23 protein-coding genes and 1 tRNA gene are annotated in these 21,991 nt (G+C 59.1%); 11 read left to right on the plus strand and 13 right to left on the minus strand.

Going from position 1 to position 21,991, the window contains the following annotated elements; genetic code table 11:
- Positions 1-124: 124 nt before the first annotated feature.
- Together QQJ86_RS13535 and QQJ86_RS13540 are read right to left on the minus strand one after the other, a co-directional pair.
- The gene (locus QQJ86_RS13535; RefSeq protein ID WP_284321487.1) at positions 125-487 is read right to left on the minus strand and encodes a hypothetical protein; all 363 of its coding nucleotides are present in this window, start codon (positions 485-487) and stop codon (positions 125-127) included.
- Between the two features lie 171 nt (positions 488-658).
- Positions 659-1,303, minus strand: coding sequence for an outer membrane protein (locus QQJ86_RS13540; protein WP_284321488.1), 645 nt, complete (start codon positions 1,301-1,303; stop codon positions 659-661).
- Positions 1,304-1,618: 315 nt separating this feature from the next.
- Here QQJ86_RS13540 and QQJ86_RS13545 point away from each other — a divergent pair, with 315 nt between their 5' ends.
- The 3 genes from QQJ86_RS13545 (at position 1,619) to QQJ86_RS22845 (ending at position 4,404) form a co-directional block, all read left to right on the plus strand.
- Positions 1,619-3,523: a M61 family metallopeptidase gene (locus tag QQJ86_RS13545; RefSeq protein WP_423372856.1), complete on the plus strand. Its 1,905-nt coding sequence runs from the start codon at positions 1,619-1,621 to the stop codon at positions 3,521-3,523.
- Between the two features lie 191 nt (positions 3,524-3,714).
- Positions 3,715-3,791: transfer RNA gene (locus QQJ86_RS13550), tRNA-Arg, on the plus strand.
- Positions 3,792-4,020: 229 nt separating this feature from the next.
- Positions 4,021-4,404 (plus strand): DUF6869 domain-containing protein, encoded by a 384-nt coding sequence (locus QQJ86_RS22845; RefSeq protein ID WP_425604588.1) that lies wholly within the window; start codon positions 4,021-4,023, stop codon positions 4,402-4,404.
- 102 nt (positions 4,405-4,506) lie between these two features.
- Here the strand turns inward: QQJ86_RS22845 and QQJ86_RS13555 are convergent, their stop codons facing one another.
- From QQJ86_RS13555 to QQJ86_RS13565, 3 genes are all read right to left on the minus strand, one after another.
- The gene (locus tag QQJ86_RS13555) at positions 4,507-4,728 is read right to left on the minus strand and encodes a hypothetical protein (protein WP_284321489.1); all 222 of its coding nucleotides are present in this window, start codon (positions 4,726-4,728) and stop codon (positions 4,507-4,509) included.
- A gap of 80 nt (positions 4,729-4,808) precedes the next feature.
- Positions 4,809-5,399 (minus strand): hypothetical protein, encoded by a 591-nt coding sequence (locus QQJ86_RS13560; protein WP_284321490.1) that lies wholly within the window; start codon positions 5,397-5,399, stop codon positions 4,809-4,811.
- The gene (locus QQJ86_RS13565) at positions 5,396-5,881 is read right to left on the minus strand and encodes an RNA polymerase sigma factor (RefSeq protein ID WP_284321491.1); all 486 of its coding nucleotides are present in this window, start codon (positions 5,879-5,881) and stop codon (positions 5,396-5,398) included. Before QQJ86_RS13565 ends, QQJ86_RS13560 begins: the two co-directional genes overlap by 4 nt.
- 153 nt (positions 5,882-6,034) lie before the next feature.
- On the opposite strand from QQJ86_RS13565, the gene QQJ86_RS13570 reads away from it, so the two are divergent.
- Positions 6,035-7,456 (plus strand): alpha/beta hydrolase family protein, encoded by a 1,422-nt coding sequence (locus QQJ86_RS13570; protein WP_284321492.1) that lies wholly within the window; start codon positions 6,035-6,037, stop codon positions 7,454-7,456.
- A 359-nt stretch (positions 7,457-7,815) separates the two neighbouring features.
- Here QQJ86_RS13570 and QQJ86_RS13575 read toward each other — a convergent pair whose 3' ends face one another.
- Positions 7,816-8,331, minus strand: a complete 516-nt coding sequence (locus QQJ86_RS13575) for a hypothetical protein (RefSeq protein WP_284321493.1) — start codon at positions 8,329-8,331, stop codon at positions 7,816-7,818.
- A 469-nt stretch (positions 8,332-8,800) separates the two neighbouring features.
- On the opposite strand from QQJ86_RS13575, the gene QQJ86_RS13580 reads away from it, so the two are divergent.
- Positions 8,801-10,597, plus strand: a complete 1,797-nt coding sequence (locus QQJ86_RS13580) for a right-handed parallel beta-helix repeat-containing protein (RefSeq protein WP_284321494.1) — start codon at positions 8,801-8,803, stop codon at positions 10,595-10,597.
- Positions 10,598-10,703: 106 nt separating this feature from the next.
- On the opposite strand, the gene QQJ86_RS13585 is transcribed toward QQJ86_RS13580, so the two are convergent.
- On the minus strand, positions 10,704-11,627 hold the full coding sequence (locus QQJ86_RS13585) for an isocitrate lyase/PEP mutase family protein (protein WP_284321495.1): 924 nt from the start codon (positions 11,625-11,627) through the stop codon (positions 10,704-10,706).
- Between the two features lie 175 nt (positions 11,628-11,802).
- On the opposite strand from QQJ86_RS13585, the gene QQJ86_RS13590 reads away from it, so the two are divergent.
- From QQJ86_RS13590 to QQJ86_RS13610, 5 genes are all read left to right on the plus strand, one after another.
- The gene (locus QQJ86_RS13590) at positions 11,803-12,630 is read left to right on the plus strand and encodes a helix-turn-helix transcriptional regulator (RefSeq protein ID WP_284321496.1); all 828 of its coding nucleotides are present in this window, start codon (positions 11,803-11,805) and stop codon (positions 12,628-12,630) included.
- Positions 12,631-12,714: 84 nt separating this feature from the next.
- The gene (locus QQJ86_RS13595) at positions 12,715-12,858 is read left to right on the plus strand and encodes a hypothetical protein (RefSeq protein WP_284321497.1); all 144 of its coding nucleotides are present in this window, start codon (positions 12,715-12,717) and stop codon (positions 12,856-12,858) included.
- Between the two features lies 1 nt (position 12,859).
- Positions 12,860-13,249 (plus strand): hypothetical protein, encoded by a 390-nt coding sequence (locus tag QQJ86_RS13600; RefSeq protein WP_284321498.1) that lies wholly within the window; start codon positions 12,860-12,862, stop codon positions 13,247-13,249.
- A gap of 81 nt (positions 13,250-13,330) precedes the next feature.
- Positions 13,331-14,080 carry a DUF4386 domain-containing protein gene (locus tag QQJ86_RS13605; protein WP_284321499.1) on the plus strand — a complete coding sequence of 250 codons (750 nt, stop codon included), beginning with the start codon at positions 13,331-13,333 and terminating at the stop codon, positions 14,078-14,080.
- A gap of 61 nt (positions 14,081-14,141) precedes the next feature.
- Positions 14,142-15,032, plus strand: coding sequence for an alpha/beta hydrolase (locus QQJ86_RS13610; protein ID WP_284321500.1), 891 nt, complete (start codon positions 14,142-14,144; stop codon positions 15,030-15,032).
- Here QQJ86_RS13610 and QQJ86_RS13615 read toward each other — a convergent pair.
- Positions 15,021-15,485 carry a GNAT family N-acetyltransferase gene (locus QQJ86_RS13615; protein ID WP_284321501.1) on the minus strand — a complete coding sequence of 155 codons (465 nt, stop codon included), beginning with the start codon at positions 15,483-15,485 and terminating at the stop codon, positions 15,021-15,023. The genes QQJ86_RS13610 and QQJ86_RS13615 overlap by 12 nt on opposite strands.
- Before the next feature lie 68 nt (positions 15,486-15,553).
- Here QQJ86_RS13615 and QQJ86_RS13620 point away from each other — a divergent pair, with 68 nt between their 5' ends.
- Complete coding sequence (locus tag QQJ86_RS13620) at positions 15,554-16,387, plus strand: methyltransferase domain-containing protein (RefSeq protein WP_284321502.1); 834 nt, start codon at positions 15,554-15,556, stop codon at positions 16,385-16,387.
- Positions 16,388-16,459: 72 nt separating this feature from the next.
- On the opposite strand, the gene QQJ86_RS13625 is transcribed toward QQJ86_RS13620, so the two are convergent.
- The 5 genes from QQJ86_RS13625 to queF all read right to left on the minus strand — a co-directional run bounded on the left by QQJ86_RS13625 (position 16,460) and on the right by queF (position 21,940).
- The gene (locus QQJ86_RS13625; RefSeq protein ID WP_284321503.1) at positions 16,460-16,633 is read right to left on the minus strand and encodes a DUF1328 family protein; all 174 of its coding nucleotides are present in this window, start codon (positions 16,631-16,633) and stop codon (positions 16,460-16,462) included.
- Positions 16,634-16,828: 195 nt separating this feature from the next.
- Positions 16,829-17,611, minus strand: a complete 783-nt coding sequence (locus tag QQJ86_RS13630; RefSeq protein WP_284321504.1) for an AcvB/VirJ family lysyl-phosphatidylglycerol hydrolase — start codon at positions 17,609-17,611, stop codon at positions 16,829-16,831.
- Entirely contained in the window at positions 17,608-20,211 is a 2,604-nt protein-coding gene (mprF, locus tag QQJ86_RS13635; protein WP_284321505.1) for a bifunctional lysylphosphatidylglycerol flippase/synthetase MprF, read from the minus strand. Before mprF ends, QQJ86_RS13630 begins: the two co-directional genes overlap by 4 nt.
- Positions 20,212-20,376: 165 nt before the next feature.
- Positions 20,377-20,988, minus strand: coding sequence for a hypothetical protein (locus QQJ86_RS13640; protein WP_284321506.1), 612 nt, complete (start codon positions 20,986-20,988; stop codon positions 20,377-20,379).
- Positions 20,989-21,115: 127 nt separating this feature from the next.
- Positions 21,116-21,940 carry an NADPH-dependent 7-cyano-7-deazaguanine reductase QueF gene (queF, locus tag QQJ86_RS13645; protein ID WP_284321507.1) on the minus strand — a complete coding sequence of 275 codons (825 nt, stop codon included), beginning with the start codon at positions 21,938-21,940 and terminating at the stop codon, positions 21,116-21,118.
- Positions 21,941-21,991: the final 51 nt, after the last annotated feature.

Genomic DNA, 21,991 nt, shown 5'->3' on the forward strand with positions numbered 1-21,991 from the left:
CACGCGTCATCGCACTGCAGGCCATCCTCAGCGTGTACCGACAAGCATGGTTTTCGTCGCAAAAAAAACCGACGGCGTGAGGGCCGTCGGCAGATTCACTAACAAGTAGTGATATTGGAGTGTCTTACCAGGATTTCACATCGACCACGCTGAGCGAGTAGTTCTGCATATCCGCCTGGTAATGCAGCAGGCGACCCAGATCGAATTCCACCGACTGGCCGGGGCTGACATTGGTGGTACCTGCCGGCCAGCCCATCTTGGAGGCCAGCACGTTGCCGGAGCCATCTTTGGCATCCAGACGAACCTGCGCGGCGGCAGCGGAAGCGCAATTGTTGACCAGCTTGCCCTTGACGCTCAGACGAGTGGCGACACCACTGCCAACCGCAGCGACTTTGACGTCCTGGATGGCGAAATCGCTGGCGGCACAGGCGGCATGGGCGGCGATAGGAGCGACCAGCAGCAAGGTCGCGGCGAGTACGGTTTTCATAGATGAGTCCTCAGGGGGAAGGGATGTGTGCGTCGAAAGAGCAGCCAGGAAGCGCTATCGGCTTGCGCGGGACAAACTTTAGGAACGCCTGATTTCCCCGAAGACCCAAAAGAAAACCCCCGGGTTGCCCCGGGGGTTCTCGAACAGCTTGCAGCTACGCGTAACGCGTTATCAGAAGCGGTATTCCACCGAAGCGGAGTATGCAGCCACGTTCACGCGATTACGGCCCACGCCAACGTAGTTCTCGCTGGTGCTGTTGCCGCTGTTGATGCGGTAGTTGTCGTAGTTCAGGCCGACGCTGAAGCTCTTGGTCAGGTCGTAGCCAACGCCCAGGCCCGCGTACAGACCGTTGTTGAAGGTCTTGTAGCGGTTGTCGATGGCGCCGGACCAGGCGAACTTGGTCTGCGAACGCAGGTAACCGGCATGTGCGGTCACGAACCAGTTCTCATACACGTTGTACTTGGCGTTCACGCCGAGGGTGACAGCGCTCGGCTTGGTCGACAGCGAGGCAAAACCATTGCCGAGGTCGGCCTTCGGGCGGCCAAGGTAGGCATAACCGATTTCCGCACCGACGATACCGTTCCAGCGCCAGCCGAAACGCACGTTCTGGAACGTGCCCTTGTCATGGGTGAGCAGATCGGTGCGGTACTTGGTCTGGCCGAGCTGGCCGGCGACGAAGAAGTTGTCTTGCCAGTTCGGATTGACATTCGAACCGTAGGTGGCGGTGCTGGCGGCGTCATCCGCGTGGGCGGCCTGGCTCAGCACAGGGGACAGGGCAAGAGCGGCCACAGCGGCCGACAGGGCTAGCTTATTCATGGAGGACTCCATCTCTTTTGTTATAGACCGTCGCCGCGATGGGGAAGTCGGGGCGAGGGGTCGCGCGGGGATACGCAACGTAACAAGATTGTAACAACCGTCCTGAACCCAACTTTTCCAGAGTCTTAATAGTGGACTTGACTGTTCAGTTTTATGGGCGTGCTTAGGGCATCTCCTGGCGTCCTAATTTCAAGGAAGCCCAGGCGCTGCGCGTGACCTCTGGCAGGGGAGCGGGGAACGTGCACATGGCTAGGATCGAGGCTTACGCCGCCTTCACGTTCATGTTGGCGGCCTTGTCGCACCAGGGAGACTCCTTTGAAACGCACTCCGCTTGCCGCCGCCATCCTTGCCACCGTGCTGGGATGCACCGCTCTTGTCGTTCACGCTGATGACGTGGCCGCTCCGCAGAACGTTCCTTACAGCGCCGGTGCGCTGAAGATCGATGTGGATGCCACCGACGTTGCCCGTCGGGTGTTCCGCGTGCATGAAACGATCCCGGTGGCGGCCGGTCCGTTGACGCTGCTGTATCCGGAATGGATTCCCGGCCATCACTCGCCCACCGGCCCGGTCGACAAGTTTGCCGGCCTCACCGTGAAAGCGAATGGCCAGACGTTGCCGTGGACGCGCGACGAGTACAACGTCTTCGCTTTCCACGTCGACGTACCGCAGGGTGCTACGACGGTGGAAGTGGATTTCCAGTTCCTCTCGCCGCAGGACATGCGTCAGGGCCGCGTGGTGATGACGCCGGAAATGCTCAACCTGCAGTGGAACACCGTCGCCCTCTATCCGGCCGGTTACTACGCACGCCAGATCCAGACCGAGCCCAGCGTGAAGCTGCCGGCCGGCTGGCAGTTCGGCTCCGCACTGGAAGTTGCCTCGCATGACGGCGATACCGTGCACTTCAAGCCGATCAACTACGATGACTTGGTCGACTCGCCGATCTACGCCGGCAAATACTACAAGCAGATCGATCTCGATCCGGGCGCAAGCACACCAGTGCATCTGAACATCGTGGCGGATGATCCGAAGTATCTGGAAATCAAGCCCGAGCAGATCAAGATTCATCAGCAGCTGGTGCAGCAGATGTACAAGCTGTACGGCGCGCATCACTACAACCACTACGACTTCCTGCTGTCGCTCAGCGACAAGATGAGCGGCAATGGTCTGGAGCATCATCGCTCCAGCGAAAACGGCACGCCGCCGGGCTACTTCACCGAGTGGGAAAAGAGCTGGATTATGCGCGATCTGCTCTCGCACGAATTCAATCACTCGTGGGATGGCAAGTATCGTCGCGGCGCTGATTTGTCCACGCCGAACTTCAACGTGCCGATGGGCGATTCGCTGCTGTGGGTGTACGAAGGCCAGACCCAGTTCTGGGGCCATGTCATTGCCGCGCGTTCCGGCCTGTGGACCGACAATCAGTTCAAGGACATGCTCGCCGCCGTCGCTGCCACGTATGACAAGGGCCGCCCGGGCCTGGCCAGCTGGCGCAACGTGCAGGACACCACCAACGATCCCACCATCGCGCAGCGTCGCCCGTTGCCCTATCGCAACTACCAGGCCAGTGAGGATTACTACTCCGCCGGCCAAATGATCTGGTTGGAAGTGGACGCCAAGCTGCGCGAACTCAGCGGCAACAAGAAGAGCATCGACGATTTCGCCAAGGCATTCTTCGGCGTGAATCCGGGTGCGTGGGATGTCGATCCCTACACCTTCGAAGATGTGGTGAACACGCTCAACGGCATCGCGCCGTACGACTGGAAGAGCTACCTGCGCACGCGCCTCGACGGACACGGTCCGCTGATCGGCGGTGTTGAAGCACATGGTTGGAAGCTGGTTTACAACGACAAGCCGTCCGACGCTGTCAAAGCTGTGGAAGCGTTCCGCAAGGGCACGGACCTGATGTATTCGCTCGGCCTGTCCATAGGCAAGGAAGGCTCCATCAACGACGTCTTGTGGGACAGCCCCGCCTTCAAGGCCGGCATCTCGCCCGGCATGACCATCGTCGCCGTCAACGGTCGCAGCTACGATTCGGATGCCATCAAAGATGCGGTCACCGCTTCTGCGAAGGACAGCAATCAGCCAGTGGAACTGCTGGTGAAGAACTTCGATGAGTACAAGACCGTGCGCATCGACTATCACGGTGGCCTGAAGTATCCGCATCTTGAGCGCGATACCAGCAAGCCGGATACCTTGAGTCAGCTCATCAAGGCGCGTTGATCATCGCAACGGTCCCTTTTCCCTAAGGAGAGAGGGACCTGATCTGCTCCCTCTCCCCTCCGGGGAGAGGGTTGGGGTGAGGGGCCACCCTCGCGCGATGCTCACCATGGGCATCCCCACCCACCTCCGCTATACTCCCCTTCCGCTCGACGCCCATCCCACATGGATCACCCGCGTCAGCGCATCACTACGCGCCCGTAGCTCAGCCGGATAGAGTAGTGGCTTCCGAAGCCATTGGTCGGGGGTTCGAATCCCTCCGGGCGCGCCATCTTTTTCTTGGCGTTACCCCTTTGTACGTTAAACCATAAATTGTCCGCTCTTTCCGAGCGGATGTTTCCCGCGCTGATTTACGCACTGCTAAACATCTTCCGAATGCGGCTATTCCTGTTGCAGGCGATCGCTTAGCCGCTCGGTGGGGCGTTGACGTGGCAGAACCATAAAGTAGTAGGACACTTGCGTCTTCGACCCTTTGCAGACATCTGTCCATGGGATTTCTTATGGAACCTGACCAGCGAGCAGTCTCCATTGCAATCGAGTGGATCGAAAAGTGGTCGCTTGCCAACGCAGTTAATACCGCAAATTCACGTGCGTCTGGCTTGGACAACGAAATTCCAAGGGACGACCCGGAGCTCTGCTTAATAGCTATTTTGGAAATACTCAAAAGGATTCCATCCGATCCGGCGGACCATTACTTTCAGGTTCTGGCCGCGGGCCCGCTCGAAGATCTGTTGGTTTACAACGGTGAGCATTGTGTGAGCCAAGTTGAGTTGGCGGCGAGGCAAAGTCCATCGTTCCGACTACTTCTCAATGGAGTTTGGTCTTCTGCCATAAAGCCACGCGTACTTGATCAGCTTTCCAAATACCGAAATGCTCCTTGGTAAATCGCTAAGCTTTAGATTCAGTGTGTTGCATCCACCAGCTGAATCTGTAACCCAAAGGGACACAGGGCCAGATATCGGCGTTTGAACGATGCGAGAATCCAGTCACCTGATCCTGCAATGGCGCGTGGCGCAGCTCTCCTTGGACATGCAGCGAATCAGTGCAGGTATGAAGCGCGTCAGTGCAAGCACCATCACCACGGCGGCGATAGCGCCGGATGTCGACAGAATCATCCGGCCACCATGAGCCTGATACCAAGCCAGGGCGATCAGGACACAGGCGGCGGCAAGACCGAAAAGGATGGACGCAATGCGGGCGTTCGACATGGTTCCTCCAAGAGTGGGTGCCGGATCGACCTGTGTTGGTCTCAGCCGTCGCAACCAAAGTCGCGGCCACGTGGGATTTCTTACAAACTTTCTTCCAATGACTTCAGTTTCCCAGTGAGCTCATGGAGTTGGCTCCGTCTGGCGCGAGCCAGCGCGAGACCCGCGATGATCATGGCGACCAGGGCTATCAGGCCGACGATCGTTTGTATCAACACCAGACTGGGTTGGACGACGTGCCCGCCTGGCACCGACTTCGGTGCCAGAACCCTCATCAGAACCTCACCCGCCACTGCGCCCATGGGTGCTCCCAGATAAAGACAGCGCGCCTGGAAGAGTCCTCGCTCTGCCCGGGCGATCATGCGCTTCAGAAGGCTGACCGTATCGAGGTCGAGCGGATCCACGGCGCGGCAGCGCGCGCGCTGATATCCGATCGCACCGGCAACAAAGGCAATCCACAGCGCGCTGAGGAGCCCGTGTGTACCGGACCGCCCGGTGGCTTCCTCGAAAACCAAAAACAATGCAACGCCACAGAGAATGATGATGAGGATTCGGCTGTGCCACTGCTGCGCTTTATGCAATCGCTGCAGGTCCAGCAAGAGCTGCCGGGTGTCCGGTTTTGGAGTGGATTGCCAAAGCGTGGCAAATGGGTCGGTTTGCGATGGCTCGCTCATGTCTCGGCTCCGAAGTTCAACCGGATGAAAGTTTTGGCGCGATGCAGCCGCACGGACGTGTTGCTTTCGCTGATGCCAAGGATCGTCGCGATTTCCTTGATCGGGATCTCCTCAAGATAGAGGCCAGCCACAGCCTTCAGAGGCTCTGGCAATTGACGTATCACCTCGGTCAGGCGGGCCAGCTGTTTGGCGTGGTCGGTCACCTCATCGACGGGCATGGACATATCCGGAATGCTGTCGCCTAGGGGCTCGTCCTTGCGCACAAGTGCGCGACGCACATGGGTGACACAAATGTTCTGGGTGATGCGAGCGATATAGGGTTTGAGCATCGACGGATTGTCCAGGCGAGGCAGCGCCTGCCAGACCGCCAGCCAGACTTCCTGCACGAGATCGTCAATACGGTCGGGATGGCGCTCGTAGACCATCGCAATGCGGCGAACCATGCCGGCGTGCTTATCGACGATCTCTTCGAGGCTCAGCACGGCGTTGGTATCCCATCCCTTTGGGGGCCTTAGTCGCTTGAGCCGGGATCTTCTTACAAGGCAGGCAAAAAAAAATCGTGGCCTGCGCTGTAAGACTCGTGTCCGGGCCTCGACTGCAAGTCTGACGCCAATCCGGCGTTCTTGCAGAGGGGCATGACCGTGAACATGCATGGGACGAAACGATCGGTGGCGAAACGCCTATTTGCTGTCGGAAGCCTGTTGGCTCTGGCTGTCTGCGCAGCATCGGCCGAAGACGCAGCAGGTGATTGGGGCGGCCTCCTGGCCGGCCAGTACCACATCGTGGTGCACGTAGCCAAAGATGGATCGGGTCACTACACGGCGACGCTCGAAAGTCCCGATCAAGGAAGCGTTGTTCTATCCGCCGCTGATGTCGTGACCGATTCCGACCATTTGAGTTTCACTCTTCCCAAAATCAGTGCCACCTATGCGGGACGCTGGGACGCCGGCAAAAAGAGCTGGATCGGAACCTGGGCGCAGGGCGCCACCATGCCGCTTGTTCTGACCCGGATGACTGGCAAGACGTCGGATGCCGTGCTTCCGAAGCGTCCACAGGAAGAAGCCATTGCTGCCGGCCCTCGTCCTTACCGGCAGCAGGAGGTCATCTTCGACAATGCAGCGGCAGGGATAAAGCTGGCAGGCACGCTTAGCGTGCCCGATGGTACCGGTCCCTTTCCGGCCGTCGTGCTGATCGGCGGCACCGGACCTGGAACGCGTGACGAAAATGTATTCGGCCACAAACTGTTCGTTGTCCTCGCCGATGCCCTCAATCGTCGCGGCATAGCTGTGTTGCGCTATGACAAACGAGGTGTTGGCGGATCGGGTGGTGACTTTGCTGCGGCGACGATCCCCGACTTTGCCTCCGATGCCGAAGCGGCCATGACCTTCCTGATGTCACGCCCAGAAATCGAGGCGAACCATATCGGCCTTATCGGCCACTCGGAGGGTGGCGCCATTGCGCCCATGATTGCCGTTCGCAATCCGGCAGCGCGATTCGCCGTACTCATGGCCGGACCGGGTATGCGCATCGGCCGGCTCTTGAATGTACAGGACGCCCGAATTGCCAGGGCATCCGGCGTTCCCGAGGAACAGATCGCAAAGCGAAGCGCCTTTTTCAACAAGCTCTATGCCGACCTCGCGACCGCGACCAGCAACACTGCGGCGCTGTCAGTGGCCAAGGCGGATATTGCGCAGGGAGTTACCGACAAGCTCATCCAACCTGAAAATGAGGACGCGCTCGCTCATCAGATCACCAGTCCTTGGGCGCGGCAGGCTTTCAATTACGACCCCATCCCGACCCTTCGCGCCCTCCGGACACCGGTCCTTGTCCTTGATGGCAGTCGCGATCTTTACGTGCCGCCCGAAGACAATCTGAGTGCCATCAAGGCGGCCTTGAAGGGCAACCCAGGTGCGACGATTGTCGAACTACCGAATATCAACCACATGTTCCAGACGGCCAAAATCGGAACGCCAGCAGAATCCGCCAGCATCGAGGAGACCATGTCAACGATTGCCCTGAGCATGATTGCCGATTGGGTGGTGATGCACGGCTCTTGACGACAAGGGGCCTTCAGCGAGATCGATTCTCGCTGAAGGCTCAGGCAAGCGGGCGCCATGCTCACCGTGCAAACGTCGGACTGGCTGGATCTGCAAACGTACGATGTTCGCTTTCGACTGCGTGTTCAATGGAGCAAGACGGTCTTTTGGCCGCCTTCTTCTTTGGGTGATCGCACGCCAGTAGCGTGAATAAAATTGTCTAAGCCCAAGCTGGTCAATAAATGGTTTAGCGGGCTAAAGAGTCACACTACGAGTGTGGACACCTAAGGCCAAGAGCCTGAGAGTGGCCAATTTATGGTTAGCGCTCAGCCATAATTTGGCCGGGCGGTGATTCAGCTACGAGGCTTCTCTGTAGGCAGCTAGTTATTTGGTGCAGGTAAGACGAAAGTTTTGACACTAAACGGTTGGGTGAGGTGAAGAAACGAACCAGTCAAGATGCTTTGAGACACACCGCTCCCGTAGGTAAGAGCGAGGTGAAATCCAATTCCATCGATCTTCTGCCGACAATTGGTGCAGGTTGCTGCCTGGTCGTCTGAAATTGTTGGTGCTGCAGCCTTGATTTGATCCTGTGATGCAGTTGGATATAGGAGAGAAACCAATTTCTCGACAGTGCCGAGGGGAATTTTTGTGTCTGAGCCAATAGGGTTGTTACCCGAGAAGATCACGACTTTTTGGGCTTCTTTCTTATTCTTTTGCGGAATGAGCAGATCAACTCCCGTTACGGTAGCCGGCGTATCTGTTTTCTTATTGACCAATGTCAAAAAGACATTCCCATTTTCTGTCGAGAAGGTCGCGTCCACATTTCCGTTGAGACTCTTGGCGCTTGCTGATTGAGCCAGGATAAGCGTGGCGGCCAGCGTAATGAGCTTTTTCATTGGATCATCCTTAAATTGGCAGGGCGCTTTGCCCAGAACGAACACTTAGATCAGAACGATGCAGTGACGTAAAACGCGATAAGCTGTGACCATCGCTCTTTCTTTGGTACTCAAACTTAGAGTGCCGCCTGTATCGGTCAATGCAGGCCTTGCTCTCTGGCTGCGAGCGCAAGAGGTCTGGCCGAGATTGACGAAGATAGATCGGCAAATGCTTAGAAAGCTTTAGCGCGTAGGCTGGGATGCTAATCCCAGCGCTTTCAAGTTTCCTGTTGCCGAGATTGTCATCCCACCGACAAGTTGATGTGCATGGTTGTCACATTGCTTTCACACGCGATAACAACACTCGATCTGCATTCTTCCGCCATTGCGAAGACCATCGCAGCTTGCGCGGCCGACATAGTTCATAGTGCGCGAGTTGTATCCGCTTAAACGCCAGATCATTCCCCACTTTCGTAAGGACGAAGAAAGTATGCGCACATTCCCCGCTTTGCGTGCGACTGTCCTGGTCGCCATGATGTCGTCTGCTTTTGCCTTGACCACGCCCGCCATTGCTGCGGTCACCGTAGCCGTATCCCCCTCGCAAGTTTCGCTGCCTGCAAATGGCGCGCAACAGTTCACTGCTACGGTAACGGGCAGTACGGATCAAAACGTGACTTGGCTGGTGAACGGTGTGCCGGGTGGAGCGCCGAGTCTGGGCACGATTTCGACGAGTGGTGTCTATACCGCGCCGGCCAATGCACCAACGTCATTTACTGCGACAGTGACGGCGCAAGCCGAAGCCGCGCCGCTGTCGACCGCCGCGGCCTCCGCGGTGGTGGCCGCATCCACATATAGTGGTTCGATGTACTACGTCGCGACCACCGGCAGCGATAGTGCGAGTGGCAGTGCTGCGGCGCCCTGGCGGACGATCCAGCATGCGATGAACACAGTGCCGGCTGGTGCGACAGTGCAAGTGGCGGGTGGTACGTATAACGAACTGGTGACGATCACGCATTCGGGTTCGGCGACTGCGGGCTACATCACCTTGACCTCCGCGCCTGGCCAGACCGCTACGATCGATGGCACCGGGCTTGGTGTGCCGCAAGGGCAGCAGGGCCTGGTTACGTTGCAGAACGCAAGCTACGTGCGCGTGATCGGTTTGCAATTGCAGAATTACACGTCGAATTCGTCGAGCCTGGTGCCTCTTGGCATCTACATCGCGGGCTCGGGCGATCACATCGAAATCCGCAACAATCACATCCACAACATCGTTACCACGGTAACGACGTCGTCCGGCGATGCATTTGGGTTGGCAGTCTATGGCACGGCGACTACGCCGATCAGCAACTTGATCATCGACGGAAACGAGTTGGATCACCTCACGACCGGCTACAGCGAATCGCTGTCGGTGAACGGCAATGTGCAGAATTGGCAGGTGACCAACAACAAGGTGCACGACAACGACAATATCGGCATCGTAGCCATCGGTTTCGAGGGCACGGCGCCTACCACGAGTCTGGATCAGGCTCGCAATGGTTGGATCGCCGGCAATACCGTTTACAACATCTCGTCGACGACTAATCCTGCTTACAACGATCAGCCCGGTGCCGACGGCATCTATGTGGATGGCGGCACACAGATCACCATCGAATGGAACAGCGTGCAGGCGGCGGATCTTGGCATCGAATTGGCGAGCGAGCACTCCAGTCGTGTCACCAGCTACGTGACGGCGCGCAACAATCTCGTGCTGTATAGCAATGTCACCGGCATTTCCATCGGTGGATACGCATCTTCCGTGGGTGGTACGAGTCATTGCACGATCGTCAACAACACATTGTTCGAGAACGATACGCTGCAATCGGGAAGTGGTGAATTCCAGGTTCAATACCACGCAAGCAACAATCTATTCGCCAACAATATTCTGTACGCCAACAGCCAAGGATTGCTGGTAAACAGTTTCGTTGCATCCAGCACACCGCCGGTGACGTTGGAAAACGACCTGTCCTATACGAGCGATGGCGCATCCGCCGCGTATTGGGTATGGAACAACATTACTTACACCACCCTTAGCACCTTCCAGCAAGCCAGCAAGAGCGAAACCAATGGTTTGCTTGCCGATCCACTGTTCAAAAGCGTCGCGACGCCTGACCTGCAGCTTTCCGCAGGTTCGCCAGCCATCAATACGGGTGTGAATCTTGGTTTAGCGACGGAAGGCGCATATGACTACGCCGGGTCGCCGCGTACCACCAGCAGTGGTTTGATTGATCGTGGTGCTTACCAGAACTGATCTGATCATCGCTTGTCGCGTCCGCTTACGGTGATCATTCTGATGCCCTCTCTCCTCCTCGGAAAGGAGAGAGGGTTGTTGGTGCGGTAAGCGCTGCTGCGCGTTATTAGCTTGATGCTGCAGTGGTGATCACGGGGTTATCACCTGCGCCACTATGCGGCACGTTGTCTGCGCGACCAGCATTGTTTGCGGATGCCTTGAACAAGCCGTTGGCTTCCGCCACCGTCAACATCGCCTTGCCCATCGTGTCGTAGCGGCCTTCATTCAAAGCCTCCGCAGCAATGCTGGCCAGATGTGCGAGCGTGGCTTGTATCGTTCCACAACCCAGGCTGATCCGCCGCACACCTAACTGATAAAGCTCATTCGAAGAAGGTGCGCCCGGGTATCCGGCGTAGATGTTGAGCGGCACAGGCAACAGCCGGGCAAGCGCCGCGATTTCGTCCGGATTGGCCAGTCCCGGTACGAAGATGCCGTCCGCCCCGGCATCGACATAGGCAAGTGCGCGCTTTCGTGTTTCCTCCAAGCGCACTTCCGGCTGCAGATCTTTGCTGAAATAGGTGTCGATGCGCGCATTGATAAAAAGCGGCACATCATGATGGCGTGCCACTGCTCGCGCGCTGGCAATGCGCTCGCATAGCGCGCTTGGATGCGACAGCGTCTGTGTGCCAGGAATTACGCCGTCTTCGATATTGATGCCGATTACGCCGAGCTGGATCAGTGCGCCTACCAGTTCACCGGTGTCTTGGGCATCGCGTCCATAGCCGCGCTCGATATCGACACTGACCGGCGCCGTCACGACGTTGCAGATCCGCCGGCAAGCCGCCAGCAATTCCTGCACCGGCATCTGCTCGCCATCGGGATAGCCCAGCGACCACGCCATGCCGGCGCTGGTAGTGGCGATGGCTTTGGCGCCAGCGTTTTCGATGATTCGCGCGCTGGCCGCATCCCAGGCGTTGGGCAGCATGAGCGGCGTCGGGCCGGCGTGCAGCTGGTGGAAGTGCTCGGCGCGTGTTCGCTGTTCGTGGTTCATGGTTTTGGCCTCTATCTACATGCGTTCGCTGAATGAGTGAAGCAGACCATTGAGTATGCCTGCCGCGCTATCAGAATCTTTAGTTATTGCTTCGCTGGCACAGGTGGGCCATGCCGGCGCTTGGTAAGCTCAGGCTAGCCAATCACTTTGCCACAGGCGCTAGTTGGCGCACATCATGTCGACCCTTACTTCCAAGCTGCTGCTGTCAACGGAGTCGTTGACGCTGCGCAACGTCCACTGCAGCGGCACCTGCCGTCATCGCAGTGCGGAGGAGTGTGCGTCGACCACCCAGCTGGTTTTTCCGTATCGGGGCTTGTATCTGCGTCACCTGGGCACGGACCAGGCCGTAGCGGATGCCAACCACGTGATGTTCTTCAATGCGCAGGACGGATATCAGATCAGCCATCCTCTGGATGGCGGTGATGCCTGTTTGTCCCTGGCGCTGAATCAGTCACTGCTTGCTGAGCTGGCGCCGAAGGCATTGCTGCATGCCCATGGCGACACGGCCTTCCGCGCGCCGTCGCAACGCATCGATGCGCGTGCGCAGGCGCTGGTCGCGCTGCTTCGCCATTCCCTCAACAACGGCACCATCGAGCCGCTGGAAGCGGAAGCGCTGGTGCTCACCCTGGTATGCCGCAGCCTGGGGCCGCGCACGTCCCGGCGGCCTGCTTCTACGCATGCGCGCCAGCGACTGGCCGATCGCGTGAAGGTGTTGCTGGCGAGCGATCTCTCGCGACGATGGACGCTTGCCGAAATCGGCCAGGACATCGGCAGCTCGCCTGTTTATCTGACTCAAGTGTTCCGGCAGGTCGAAGGCATGCCTTTGTACCGCTATCAGTTGCAGTTGCGTCTGGCGAGGGCGCTCGATCTCATCACGCGATACGAAGATCTTTCTGCCTTGGCCGCTGAACTTGGTTTTTCCAGCCACAGCCATTTCGCCAATGCGTTTAAGCAGGCCTATGGCAGGTCACCGACGGAATTTCGCCGTTCTTCTCAGGCGTAAACACCTAAAGAATTCGACAGCGCGCAGTTGCTTCTGATGGTTTCCTAAACCTGCCCATTGACGGGTTACAACAGGAGACATCACATGAGCGAGAAAACCTGCGCCGCGTGCGATTACGCGTTGGACGACACCGCCATCCAGGTCACTATTGGCGGACGCGTGGTGGAAGTGTGCTGCGAGGAATGCGCAGAAAAATTGCGCGAGGCCGACGCAAAGGCGCGCGCGTGACATGATCGCTGGCAAGCGCCTTGCCATGGTTGTGGGCATGCTAGGCGCCATCCGGCTTGCGTCCGGCGCCGATATCACCGATACGTCGCCGGACGCTCTCGCTACCCGGGTGCAGACGCTGCTGCACCAGCATTACGCAGAACGCGACAAACTTGCCGTGGTCGATCGCGTCCTTACTATCGAGAAGCGCATCGGTGCGTATCGAGCGGCGCACACGAAGGCGGAACTCATCTACCGCATTAACGTGGACTTGTGGGTTGCCACGAAGGATCACTGTGTGAGCGTGCGCGAACAGTCCGGGCCACCAGTCGCCGGTGTGAAACGGTACGAATTGGGCTCGGATCTTGTGCTGAGCATGCCCGACGGCACATTTCATCGGGAGCAGCGCTAGCAGGAGGACTTCCGGCACGCGGAAAACCCCTATGGTCGGGCGCATGGTGGGCGCCAGGCAGGCTATCCGTCAGGGGGCGTCATGTCGAATTCCCATCCGGAGCGGTTTTCCCCGCTCGTTCTGGCTCGAATCGTCGGCGTCGTCTCCCTGATCGGGATCGTGACCGGCGCATTTGATATTGGCTACGTTCGAGAGACGCTGATCGTGCCGGGCGATGCCGCGGCGACGATTCACAACATTGCCACTCGGGAAACCCTGTTTCGCGCGGGTTTTGCGGCCCACATCGTCTTGCTGTTGTGCAATGTGCCTGATGAAATCATCAGCTTCATCCTTTTCAGGCGGGTGAATGGGGTCATCGCGGCGATGGCGATGGCTTGCGGACTCGTCGGCACGGCCATCGAAGCGCTCGACATGCTCAACGCCTACGTGCCGCTGAAACTTGCGGCCGAAGGTGCGGCGATGGCGGCGTTCAATCCACAGCAATTGCAGGCGCTTTCCTATCTTTCGGTGCAGTTGCAGGACACGGGATTGTTGATCTCGTTCGTGTTTTACGGTGTCGACGAGATGCTGGCCGGCTATCTGATTTTTCGCTCAGGCTTCGTGCCACGCCTTATTGGCGTGCTGTTGGCTGTTTCCGGATTCTGCTATTTCGCGGATGGATTCATCAGCTTCATCGCACCTTCGCTGCAAGCGCGGCTGATGCCCTATCTCCTGTATCCATGCCTGCCCGGTGAAGGTTCGCTGGCCCTATGGCTCACCATTGTCGGTTTGAACGTCGCAAGGTGGCGCGCGTGGGCTGCCGACCCACGGACGGCGCGTTGGGCGCCATGATCTCCCGTACGCATGCGCACAAAATGTTCTGTAATGTACGCAGGCCAACAGGGGAACTGCTATGGAACGACAGGCAAGGCCTGAGTCGATGGTGGGCAACGGCATGATGGGTGCTGGCACGACATGGTTGACCATGGCGGATGGCCAGCAGCTGTTCTTGCGCGACTGGTCCGGTCGCGCCGCACATGACGCGGTGTTGATCGTGCATGGCCTCGGTGAACACAGCGGGCGCTACGAATCGCTGGCGAAATGGTTTGTCACTCATGGGTACGCCGTACGCAGCTACGACCAGCGTGGGCACGGCCGCACTCCTGGTCAGCGCGGCGCCTTGCGGCACAGTGACGATTTGTTGAAGGACCTTGCCGCCGTCTACGAAAACTACGCAGCCAGCTTCGGCAAGCGCCCGCTGCTGCTCGGTCACAGCATGGGTGGGCTGATTGCAGTGCGCGCGGTGCTGGATGGACTCGTGGAGCCGCCGGGGCTGGTCCTTTCGTCGCCCGCCTTGCGCTCGTACGAAGCACTCTGGCTGCGTCGCCTCGCCGCGGTGCTGGCGCGCGTGCTGCCCAATTTGCCGCTGCGCAACGGACTGCCGGCGGAAGCGCTGTCACACGACGCAAAAGTGGTCGAGGAATACCGCAGCGATCCGCTTCGTACAGGTTGGATAACGCCGCGTCTGGCTGAATTCATTTTTCGCGCCGGCGCATCGAGTATTGCGGATGCGTGGCGACTGCCCGTGTCGACCCTATTGCTGGTGGCAGGCAGTGATCGCCTGGTGGATCCTTCTGGGAGCCACGACTTCGCGAACGGTGCATGGGCGACGAAGCGGCTCACCAGTCGGTTCTTCGATACGCTGTTCCACGAGCTGTTCAACGAAACGGAGACCGGGCGACATCAAGTGTTGGCGCAGCTGACCGAATGGCTGCGGCGGCTGCCGACGATGTCAGGGCAGTAGTTTGCGGTAGACGATAAAGCCTGATTTCTCCGCGAGCTTGTCATATAGCTGCATTGCCGTCCCGTTAGTTTCGTGCGTTTGCCAGTACACGCGGCGGCAACCGGTTTCTACCGCAGTTTGGTAGACCGCTTCGATGAGCGCGCGACCGACGCCCATGCCGCGAGCAGAGGAAGCCGTGAAAAGATCCTGCAGGTAGCAGCTGGGTTCCAGTTGGATGGTGCTGCGATGGAACAGATAGTGCGCCAAACCAAGCAGCTCGCCATCGCGCTCTGCCACCAAAGCATGCACGGGTTCGTAAACATCGAGGAAACGCTGCCATGTCATCTGCGTGATGTCTGCCGGCAAGGCAGTGGGGCCTGATCTCCCATAGAAGGCGTTGTAGCCGTCCCATAATGGCAACCAGGACGCAAAGTCTGTTTTCCTTATCGACCGGATGGCGAACGATGGGCTCATGCGATTTCCTTGATGACGACGGCACCGGTGTGCATGCTTAGACAAATGCAAAAGACCGACGAGACGTGATGGCCACAACCAGGACAACCCGGCTCGACGAACTGCTACAGGATCGATCGTTGCGCAACCCGGATCAACTGGAGCGTCGCATCGATGCCTTGGAGCAACTCGAAAGCTGGCTCTTTCATGACTCATGGTCGCCATTGCTTCGACAAAAGAGCGAAGCCCTGGTTGCTGAGCTGGAGGCCATCAATCAGCGGCTCTTTCAAACCATTCGCCATGATATCCGCCAAGGAAGAGGTGCCGAAACGCTGCGGACATGGGCGGCATCCATGTCTGGCACTCATGCTGAGGAAAGCTACGGTTCACTCGACACGCTGATCAGCGGTGTGTTGGACTTCAAGGAGCCGCCGGATGCGATCGATCTGGAGCCGGAGATGGTGTTCTATCAGCCAACGCCCGCTCGGCATATCTTCGACTTTATCGAGCGGGCATCTTTGACGCATCAGGATGTCGTGATGGACCTGGGCGCCGGTCTTGGCCACGTGACGCTGCTCACTGCTATCTGCACTGCCGCCCAGTGTGTCGGTATCGAACTTCAGCCTGCTCACGTGGCGAGCGCTCGCCAATGCGCCGATGAGTTGCAGGTGCATAACGCACAGTTCATTGCGCAGGACGTGCGTGAAGCCGATGTATCGCGCGGTACGGTGTTTTATCTGTATACGCCTTTCACCGGCGGCATCCTGCGCACGGTGTTGGATACGTTGAAGCGAGAGGCAGAAAGCCGTGCGATTCGTCTTTGCACGTTGGGGCCGTGCACGACGGTGGTCGCGAACGAGCCATGGCTGAAGCCAGACGGCGCTTGTAGCGCGAAACGGACGGTTTTGTTTCGTAGCGTTTAAGCGTGATCGACCAGAACGTGCCGCGTCACCTGCTGGTGACGCGGCACTTCTGGCTTGCGGAAAGCGGGCTCCTTATAGGCGCGGTCCTCTGCGTATGCCGCCGAAGATCAGCGACAACACGAACAGAACGATGAACACCAGGAACAGTATTTTCGCGATGCTCGCCGCACCGGCAGCAATGCCGCCGAACCCGAATATGGCGGCAGCAATGGCGATGATGAAGAACACTGCGGCCCAGTAAAGCATGACAATCTCCATGTGCATCGATGAATGTGCCGGCGCATGCTGCGTTCGGCAGGGTTGATTCGATCAATGTGCTTGTGAACGGTACGTACGCGATGCGTGCGTGGCGTTCGGGAGATTCAGTCAGGTGAAGAGTTTGCACAAAGCGCGTGGGCGATACGTGCAAGCTGTGGGTTGGGGTTTGCACCCCAACCTACGTTAGTGAGTCGGCGCGTCGTTCGGCAACTCGCCGATCATGTGTACCGCGAGTCCATCGTAGTTGTAGTCGAAATGATGATCGCCCGGCATCACGTGCACGTTCACCCACTTCGGGAAATTCGGGTCGTTGCACACGGTGTCATCGCTGTCGTCGCGGCCGTAGTAGCAGACCAGCGGCGGATGGCCTTGCAGCGCCTGGATCGGCGGCAACGCTGGATAGTGCGGTACCGGATTGAACCATTGCTTGACCTTCTGCAGGTGCGTTTTCAGCCAGTTCTCGCGCACCATGATGTAGTCCTCCATCTCCACCTCGAAGCTCACATCCGTGCTTGGCGACAGCAGCACTATCTGCGTGATGCGCGCGCGATTCTCCGGGCTGAGCTTGCTGACAATGGTGGGCAGGATATCCGCGCCAAACGAGAAGCCGATCAGCCACACCTTCTGCTTGTGCAGTTGAGCGGTGTATTGGTTGAGCAGCGCATCGAGATCACGTGCGGATTCATCGGCCGAACGCATGTGCCAGTAATAGTCCAGGCAACTGATGCCGAGCACCGGAACGCCATGCGCCTGCAGGCGCTTGCCGAGCTGCTGGTCCAGATCGCGCCATCCGCCGTCGCCGGAATAGAACACTGCCAGTACATCATCGTGCCCGGCTGGTGCCGCTGCGGTGGGCATCAGCTTGACGGTGGCGTGTTCCAGGGAGGGGTGGGGAAAGGGCTTGAAGATCACCAACGCGGCAATGATGGCCAGCACGACAACCACTGCAGCAAGACGCAATTTCATCGACGCACAACTCCGCTAAGGCCGCCCGAAATCAGGCTGGCAACATTGGTGAGCACCACCGGCAGCGCAATGCCGCCCGGGGCCGCCAGGTACCGCGGCTCCCATTCCGGGTCGAACTTGTCCTTGTAGCGGTGCAGGCCCTGGAAATTATAGAAGCGCGCGCCACGACCGAAGATGAGCGCGCCGAAGCGGTTCCACAGCGGCGCCTGGCGGCGGCTCTGCAGGCCGGACAGCGGCGCCATGCCGAGATTGAACCAGCGATAGCCCTGCGCCTTGGACCACTGCATCAGCTCCACGAACAGGTAATCCATCAGCCCCGGTGGTGCGTCGGGCAGATAGCGCATCAGGTCGACCGAGGCTTCGTCCATGCTGTCGGTGAGGAACAGATTGGCGAACGCCACCGGTTTGTCGTTCTGCCACACCACCGCCATGGGCGTGCGCACGAGATAGCGTTCGTCGAAGGCGCCGAGCGAGAACCCTTTTTCGCGCACACGCTTCTCACGCAGCCATGCGTCGGAGATCGGTTTCAATTGCGGTAGCAGGGCAGATACCTGCTCAATCGGCACGATCTCCAGGCGTATGCCTTCGCGCACCAGCTTGTTCACGGTATTGCGCAATACCTTCTTCGACTTGCCATCGAGGTTGAACTGTTCCAGTCGAACGCGCGCTTCTTCGCCGATCTTGAGCAAGCTCATGCCCACTTCGAGATACAGATCCAGATCGTCAGGATTCACCTGGTAGAACACCGGCCAGCCGCCGCCGCGTTCGCAGCGTTCGCGGAAGGTCCATACCAGTTCCTGCCGTGCACGATCGTCACGCCCCACCGGATCGCCCATCGCCACCCAGCTGCGCCCTTCGATGCCATACATGATGAAGGCCTTGCTTTCCTCATCGAACAGCAGGCTCTTGTCGCCCATCAGCGCAAGATGCGCCTGGGCCGATGGGAAATGCTTGATCAGCGGCAGCGCACGCGTGAGTTGGTCTTCATCGGGAAGAGTGGCGCGTTGGCGCGCCGAACGGATCAAGGTGGTGAGTGCGAACAGAAACGCTACACCCGTCGCACCAACCAGTGCACGCAAGGCACGCGGCGCGTTGCCGTGATAGAAACTGAATTGCCACCACAGGTCGTTGCGATATTCCACGTGCTGATAGCTGAAGAGCACCAGCCACACCGTGCAGCCGAGCACCGTTGCACACGCGAGCACCCAGCCGAACGAGAAGGTGATGTCGAACATCGACGCGCGGCGATAAAACAATCGATGCGCAGGCGCCAGGGCTACGGCAAGCAAGATCAGCAAGCCTGCTTCTTCGTAATCGATGCCCTTCAGCAGCGAAGCCACCGCACCAGCGACCAGCAACACCAGCGTCAACCAGTAGGCTGCATCGAGACGACGCTGCAAGCCGCGCGCGAGGATCAGCAACGACATGCCGATCACGCTGTTGAGGAAATGCGAAATCTCCATCACCGGCAGCGGCAGCAGATCGCTCAGCAATTCCAGGCGACCCGGCAGCACAGCGGTAGCGCCGGAGAACAGCAACACCGCACCGGATACCAGTGTGAGTCCTGCAAAGAACGGCGGGAGGATGCCGTTGAACCACGGTGAGAGAAGGGCAGCCTGGCGCAATCCACGCGCCTCGCGAATCACCACCGCCACCGTCGCCGCCAATAGCGGCAACAAGTAATACACGCCGCGATACGCAGCGAGTGCGCCCAGGATCGGCGCGGACAACGCTTGATTGCCGGTGGCGCCGAAGCCCGCGAGCATCACCGCTTCGAATACGCCAAGACCACCAGGCACATGGCTGATCAAACCGGCGATCTGTGCCAAGGCGAAAATCGCCAAGAACGAACCGAAGTGCAGCGCGAGCGAATCCGGCATCAGCGCATACAGCACGGCACCGGCCAGACCCCAGTCGAGCGCGCCGACGAATACCTGGCGCAGTCCTACCGAAAGTGGCGGCAAGCGCAGCTCCCAGCGCCACAGCTTGATCGGACGGCGGATCGATGCACTGGCTACTAACCACAGCAACGGAATCAGTGTGAGCACCGCACCCAGCAGTAGACGCATGTGGGAAAGCGGCAGTCCCAGTGGAATCGGCACTGTCAGCAGCGTGACGCCGGTGATCGTAAACAGACCCAGCCAGAAGCTGAGTGTGCAATAGAGCACCACTTTGGCCACGTCCATGGTCGACAGGCCGGCCTGGATATAGAAGCGGTAGCGAATGGAACCCGACACCAGCATCGCCATGCCCAGCGTGTTGCTGAAGGCATAGCTGATGAAGGAGATCAACGCCACGCGTGGCTTCGGCAACGAGCGGCCGATCGCGCTCAACGCAAACAAGTCGTACAGCGGCATCACCGCATAGCCGAGCGCAGTAAGCACGATCGCCTGGCCGATGCGTCCGCGCCGCAGGCGATGCATGTATTCGCCAACCTGGTGGTAGCTTACTTCGCCGGCCAACCGGTACAGCGCCCACAGCGCCAGGCACAGCATCAGCACTGACAGTGCGGGACCGCCGAATCGACGCAGCCATACCGGACCCGGTCGGCTCAGGGCGTCTTCTTGGCTAAGGACTTCGGCCCCGCCTTGTTGCTCCACGTTGCCACTGCCTCTCGATTCCCCAGACCGCGATGGTGCCATAGCCGGCATGACAGGTAATAACTTGCGACCCTGTGCCATCGCGGACGTGTCGATGACACGTTCCGATCAAAACAAAGGGCGCTCCGAGATGGAGCGCCCCGATATACATCAAGCTGGTAAGGCTCAGCTCTTCTTTACTTCGAAGTTCTTGCTGGCAGCCTGCTTGCCGTCCACCGAGATATCCACCTTGTACTTGCCTTCCGGCCACAGGTTGGGATTCTGCACGCGGAAGGTGGTGGTGGCGGGGCCATCGGCGATGATCGACTGGCTGGTGCTGGTCACCACCTGGCCGTTGCCTTCGAGGTAGCTCCACTTCGCATTGATCGTGGCGCCCGGCGTGCTGCCGGTGGTGTCCACGCTTGCGTAGATGGTCTTCTGGCTCGGCGAGAAGGTGGTCACTTCCTTCTTCACCTTGTGATCGTTGGTGACGACATCACCTAGCGTGACCGTGCTCACCTGGAAGCCTTCGGCAGCAGCAGGCGCGGCGGGGGTGGCCGCTGCGGTGCTGGCGGGAGCCGGTGTGGCGGCAGGGGCAGCAGCCGTGCCCGTAGATGCAGGTGCGGCGGCGGTAGCGCTCGGCGCCGGTTTTGCAGCCGTGCTGGCCGGGGCCGGTGCGGTGCTGGAGGCAGCCGGCTGGTTTGCTGGCTGCTGCTCGTTCTTGCCGCAGGCGCTGAGTGCCAGCAGGCCAGCAAATGTCACGCTGTAAAGGGCGGCGGAACGTGCGGAAAGTTTCATGGGCGGGATTCCGAGATGAATAAGAAACGTTACCGGGAGACCGGCGTATCGGGGCAACTGCCAAGGCTAGCGCCCGCGATCTGAAGTGCCGATGACCGGGGGCGCAGAGTGTAACCGCTTGGAACCTTTATTGACGTGCCCCGCGAGCGTTGTCCGGCAGGCTCTTCTCCGTACTGCGAAATGGGTTGATATCCAGTCCGCCACGGCGGGTATAGCGCGCGTACACGCTCAGCCGTTCCGGTGCGCAATGTTTCATCACATCGATGAAGATGCGCTCTACGCATTGCTCGTGGAATTCGTTGTGTGTGCGGAACGACACCAGATATCGCAGCAGCCCTTCGCGATCGATGGGTGCGCCACGGTAAGTGATCTGCACGCTGCCCCAATCGGGCTGGCCGGTGACCGGGCAGTTGGAACGCAGCAGATCGGAGACCAGTGTTTCTTCCACCACTTCGGCCTTGGTATCGGCCTGCAGATACTCGGCCCTGGGCGGGCCGTAATGATCGATGGTCACCGGCAAACCGTCGATCGACTCGCCCGCCAAATCGGCGAACCCATGCTGTGCGGCGCGTGGCGAGCGGATTATTACTGTCACCACAGTGCCAGCCGCGCGCGTGAGATCTTGTTGCAGCAGCGCAGTAAGCGCCGCCACGTTGGCTAGCGGCTCTTGCGCGAACCCGTTTAGATACAGCTTGAAGGATTTGGATTCGATGATGTTCGGCGAATGCGCCGGCACGTGGAACTCCGCCACGCCCACCATCGGTTTGCCGCGCATGTCCAGCCACGACAACTCATAGGCGTTCCAGATATCCATACCCTGGAAGGGCAGCGGTTCGCTCACGCCGATTTCATCGCGCTTGGCTTGGCGGGGGATCGGGAACAGCAGGGAAGGATCGTAGCGGTCGGCGTAGGCGGTGTGCTTGCCGAGCGGGGAGTGTTCGGGGGTGCTCATGGGGGCATTGTAATGCGGGACGGTGGGTCCCTCTCTCCTTTGGGCCTGATT

Source organism: Dyella acidisoli, from assembly GCF_030160295.1.
GTDB classification, from domain to species: Bacteria; Pseudomonadota; Gammaproteobacteria; order Xanthomonadales; family Rhodanobacteraceae; genus Dyella_B; species Dyella_B acidisoli.